Raw genomic sequence first — 5,747 nt, 5'->3', positions numbered from 1 at the left:
GCGCGGGTGAGCTGCTGAGCGGCGGCCAGCCCGGCCGGACCAGAGCCGACCACGGCCACCGTCTTGCCGGTCCGCTCGTGCGGATCCGGCGGCAGCGGCCGCACCCAGCCTTCCTCGAAGGCCTTATCGATGATCTCCAGCTCGATCTGCTTGATGGTGACCGGATCCTGGTTGATCCCCAGAACACACGACGCCTCACATGGCGCCGGGCACAACCGTCCGGTGAAGTCGGGAAAGTTGTTGGTGGCGTGCAACCGTTCGATCGCTTCGCGCCACCTGGCGTTGCGCACCAGGTCGTTCCACTCCGGGATCAAGTTGCCCAGTGGACAACCGTGGTGGCAAAACGGGATACCGCAATCCATGCAACGTGTGGCCTGGTGGCGCAGACTGCCGTCGTCGAAGTCTTCGTAGACCTCTTTCCAGTCGCGCAACCGCAACTCCACCGGCCGGCGCTTCGGCGTCTCGCGCTGCGTGTACTTCAGGAATCCTGCTGGATCAGCCATGAGCCACCGCCATCACCGCTTTACCGACATCCTTGCCTTCGCTCTCCGCCGTTGCGATTGCCTGCAGCACCCGCTTGTAGTCCCGCGGCATCACCTTGGCGAAACGGCGCTGCTCAACAGACCAGTCGTCGAGGATGCGCCGGCCGATGGCGGAGTCAGTAGCGTCGACGTGCGCCTCGAGCATGCCGCGCAGCCATTCCACATCCGCTTCGTCGAGTTCGTCCAGATCGACCATCTCCGAGTTCACATTGGCCGGGAACTCGCCATCGGGGTCGTAAGCGTAGGCCACTCCCCCGGACATGCCGGCCGCGAAGTTGCGGCCGGTGGGTCCGAGAATGACGACCCGGCCACCGGTCATGTACTCGCAGCCGTGATCGCCCACTCCCTCGACCACGGCGTGTGCGCCGGAGTTGCGAACCGCAAACCGCTCGCCGACGATTCCGCGCAGGAACGCCTCGCCGCTGGTCGCGCCGAACAAGATGACGTTGCCACCGATGATGTTGTCCTCCGCGACATAGTTTTCCGGTGCGTCGTCAGAGGGCCGCACCACGATCCGGCCGCCAGACAGCCCCTTGCCCACATAGTCGTTGGCATCGCCGTATACCCGCAGCGTGATGCCCTTGGGCACAAATGCCCCGAAGCTGTTGCCCGCCGACCCGTCGAAGGTGATGTCGATGGTGCCGTCCGGCAAACCCTGGCCGCCATAGGCTTTCGTCAACTCATGCCCGAGCATGGTGCCGACGGTGCGGTTGACGTTGCTGATGGTGGTGGAGAATCGGACCGGCGTTCCGGAGTCGAGCGCCTCCCGGCTCATCACGATCAACTGCTGATCCAGCGCCTTGTCCAGACCGTGGTCCTGGCTGGAACTGCAGTACAGGTCCTGGTTCATGAACGCCGATTCGGGCTCGTACAACACCGGCGTGAGATCCAGCTTGTGCGCCTTCCAGTGCGCCCGCGCCAGCGTGGTGTCCAGCGAGCCGACTTGACCAACCGCCTCGTTGAGTGTGCGGAAACCTAACTGGGCCATGAACTCCCGCACTTCTTCAGCGACGAACAGGAAGTAGCTCTCCACGAATTCCGGCTTGCCGGTGAACCGCGCGCGCAGCACCGGGTTCTGAGTCGCTACTCCGACCGGGCAGGTGTCCAGGTGACAGACCCGCATCATGATGCAGCCGGACACCACCAACGGGGCCGTCGCGAAGCCGAACTCCTCGGCGCCGAGCAGTGTGGCGATCATGACGTCACGACCGGTCTTCATCTGGCCGTCGACCTGAACCACGATCCGGTCGCGTAAGCCGTTGAGCAGCAAGGTTTGCTGCGTCTCAGCCAGCCCCAGCTCCCACGGCGCACCCGCGTGCTTCATCGAGGTGAGCGGGGTGGCGCCGGTGCCGCCGTCGTGGCCGGAGATCAGCACGACATCGGCGTGCGCCTTGGACACCCCCGCGGCCACCGTGCCGACACCGTTCTCGGAGACCAGCTTGACGTGAATCCGCGCCGACGGGTTGGCGTTCTTCAGGTCATGGATCAGCTGCGCCAGATCCTCAATCGAGTAGATGTCGTGGTGCGGCGGCGGCGAGATCAGACCTACCCCCGGAGTCGAGTGGCGCACCTCGGCAATCCAGGGGTACACCTTGTGGCCCGGAAGCTGGCCTCCTTCACCCGGTTTGGCGCCCTGGGCCATCTTGATCTGGATGTCGGTGCAGTTGGTCAGGTAGTGCGAGGTGACCCCGAACCGGGCGGAGGCGACCTGCTTGATGGCGCTGCGTCGCCAGTCGCCGTTGGAGTCGCGTTCGAAGCGGCTGACGTCCTCGCCGCCCTCCCCACAGTTCGATCGCCCACCCAGCCGGTTCATCGCGATCGCCAGCGTCTCGTGCGCTTCGGCGGAGATCGATCCGTAGCTCATCGCTCCGGTGGCGAAGCGTTTGACGATCTCGGAGACCGGCTCCACCTCGTCCAGCGGGACAGGCGGACGGACGCCGTCACGAAATTTCAGCAGCCCCCGCAGCGACGCCATCCGCTCGCTCTGGTCGTCGACCAGGCGGCTGTACTCCTTGAAGATGCTGAACTGGCCAGTGCGGGTGGAGTGCTGCAGCTTGAAGACGGTGTCCGGGTTGAACAGGTGGTACTCGCCCTCACGGCGCCACTGGTATTCGCCACCCACCTCGAGTTCGCGATGCGCGCGCTCGTCGGGCCGGTCCAGGAAAGCCAGCCCATGCCGGGTAGCGACGTCGGCGGCGATGTCAGCCAGGCTGATACCGCCCGTCGGACAAGACAATCCAGTGAAGTACTCATCAAGGACCTTCTCCGAGACACCGACGGCCTGGAACAGCTGCGCGCCGGTGTAGGACGCCAGTGTCGAGATGCCCATCTTGGACATCACTTTCAACACGCCTTTGCCGGCGGCCTTGACGTAGTTCTGCAACGCGGTGTCGCGGTCAAGTCCTTCCAGGACGCCGCGATCAAGCATGTCCTCGATCGATTCGAACACCATGTACGGGTTGATCGCGGCTGCGCCGAAGCCGACCAGCGCCGCCATGTGGTGCACCTCGCGGGCGTCGCCGGACTCGACGATCAGTCCGACTTTGGTGCGGCTGCGTTCCCGCACCAGGTGGTGGTGCACCGCCGAAACGGCCAGCAGCGACGGGATCGGGGCCAGTTTCTCGTCCGACTCACGGTCGGACAGGACGATGATCCGCGCGCCGTCGGCGATTGCCGCCGTGGACCGCGCCCGCACCTCGTCGAGCGCCTCCTTCAGGCCGCTACCGCCCTTGGCGACCGGGTACAGACAGCGAATAACCTTAGCCCGCAAACCATGCCGGTGTCCGTTGACTTCCACCTCGGGGTCGAGGTTGATCATCTTGGCCAGTTCGTGGTTGCGCAGGATCGGCTGCGGCAGCGCGATTTGGCGACACGAGTCCTCGTTCGGGTTGAGCAGGTCTCCCTCGGGTCCGACGGTGCGCTGCAGACTGGTCACCACCTCTTCGCGGATAGCGTCCAGCGGTGGGTTGGTGACCTGTGCGAACAACTGCTGAAAGTAGTCGAACAGCATCCGGGGGCGCTGTGACAGCACCGCGACCGGGGTGTCAGTACCCATCGACCCGATCGGCTCGGCACCGGTCCGGGCCATCGGCGCCACCAGCATGTTGAGCTCTTCGTAGGTGTAGCCGAACACCAACTGTCGCAACACAACTCGGTGCCGCTGCATCCGCACGTAGTCATCTTGCGGCAGCTGCTCGAGCGGGATCAGGCCGCTGTCCAGCCACTCCCGGTAGGGGTGCTCGGCGGCGAGCTCAGCTTTGATCTCCTCGTCGGAGACGATGCGGCCCTGCGCGGTGTCGACCAGGAACATCCGGCCCGGCTGCAGCCGCATGCGCCGCACCACTGTCGCTGGGTCGAGGTCCAAAACCCCTGCCTCTGAGGCCATTACGACCAGGCCATCCTCGGTGACCCAGATTCGCGACGGGCGCAAGCCGTTACGGTCCAAGACCGCACCAACAATAGTGCCGTCAGTGAAGGTCATCGACGCCGGACCGTCCCAGGGCTCCATCAGCGCGGCGTGGTACTCGTAGAACGCCCGCCGGGCGGGATCCATCGACGGGTGTCGCTCCCACGCCTCAGGAATCATCATCAGCACGGCGTGCGCGAGACTGCGTCCGCCCAGATGCAGCAGTTCGAGGGCTTCGTCGAAGCGCGCAGTGTCCGAGGCGCCCGGAGTGCAAATCGGGAACAGCTTTTCGACGTCGTCGTAGCTGCCGAAGACGTCAGTGCGGATCAGCGCTTCGCGGGCGCGCATCCAGTTCTCGTTGCCGGTGACGGTGTTGATCTCGCCGTTGTGGGCAATGCGCCGGAACGGGTGCGCCAGCGGCCACGAGGGAAAGGTGTTCGTCGAGAACCTGGAGTGCACGATACCCAGCGCGCTGGTCAGCCGGTCGTCTTGAAGATCGATGTAGAACGCTTTGAGCTGCGGGGTGGTCAACATGCCCTTGTAGACGAATGTCTGACCCGAAAGACTGGGAAAATATACGGTTTCGCGACCGGGCCCGTCTTGGCCGGGACCTTTGGTGCCGAGCTCGTGCTCGGCGCGTTTGCGGATGACATATGAGCGGCGTTCCAGGTCCATCCCGGACGCGCCGGCGATGAACACCTGACGGAAGGTCGGCATTGCGTCCCGGGACAGCGCGCCCAGCGACGATTCGTCGGTGGGCACATTGCGCCAGCCGATCACTTGGAGACCCTCGGCCTCGACAATCTTTTCCACCGCCGCGCAGGCCGCCGCGGCGTCCTTCGAGGACTGCGGCAGAAACGCGATGCCGGTGGCAAAGCTGCCGGCCGCCGGCAGATCGAAGTCGACCACCGCGCGCAGGAACTGGTCAGGAACCTGGATCAGGATGCCTGCGCCGTCACCACTGTGGGGCTCGGCACCGGCGGCGCCGCGGTGCTCGAGATTGAGCAACGCGGTAATTGCCTTGTCCACGATGTCGCGGCTGCGACGGCCGTACATGTCGACAACCATGGCCACCCCGCACGAGTCATGCTCGAATGCGGGGTTGTAGAGCCCGACGCGGCTGGGCGCCATTCCCACCTGCTCCTTCACCAGACTTTGCACGGCATTCGTGATCGGGTCCGTCGGTGCCGTGCCCCACAAGTTGCGGACGAGACCCCTCCGGTCTTGTCGACGACGATGTTCGCCGAGTGGCGATGATCTGGTCGGGGAATGCGTCCGTGCAGCGCTGAACGGTGCCCTTTACCCAGTCTCGACAAGTCGTAAAACGATATGACAGAAACCGCTTGACATGCCAACTTCGTTAATAGTAACCCGCGCTTCGCCATGCTGCGCCGCCAGCAAAATCAGCTTCCCGAGAACTCACCGCCGGTTGCGGCATTGATCCGTGGCCGTCCTGACCTCGCAGTACTGGCTGCGGCAATCTCTGCTGAGCCGCCGCTGTAACGCAGCGCACCGCAACCGGTGGTCGCGGTGTCGTCTACGATCAGCCGATGCGGCACCCAGCGCCCGTCGGACGCAGCTGCCTGCCGATCAGGATGCGGTTGAACCGGTGTGACCGCCGGCCGGCCCGCTGGCCGATACTTATCGCGTGATACCGCCGATTGCCTGCTCGCCGGGGCGCCGATGAGCGATCGCGACGACTTCTTGCGGGACCGTCTGCAGGCCGGCCCCGACGGGACTCCGGGCCGTCCGCCTCAACCGCCGCCGGGAAATCCTCCGTACGCGCCACCGCCCCATCA

At 65.0% G+C, this 5,747-nt stretch carries 1 protein-coding gene and 1 pseudogene; both read right to left on the bottom strand.

Features of this window, described 5'->3' with window-relative positions; all coding sequences use genetic code 11:
• A pseudogene (gltD, locus tag WA317_RS09200) lies at positions 1 to 503 on the bottom strand (glutamate synthase); the annotation flags it as partial.
• Complete coding sequence (gene gltB, locus WA317_RS09195; protein ID WP_425172732.1) at positions 496 to 5,079, bottom strand: glutamate synthase large subunit; 4,584 nt, start codon at positions 5,077 to 5,079, stop codon at positions 496 to 498. The gene gltB and the pseudogene gltD, both read right to left, overlap by 8 nt.
• Between the last annotated feature and the right edge of the window lie 668 nt (positions 5,080 to 5,747).

It is taken from the genome of Mycobacterium sp., from assembly GCF_049802695.1.
Lineage (GTDB): Bacteria > Actinomycetota > Actinomycetes > Mycobacteriales > Mycobacteriaceae > Mycobacterium.
This window is presented reverse-complemented; position numbering and strand designations above follow the sequence as displayed.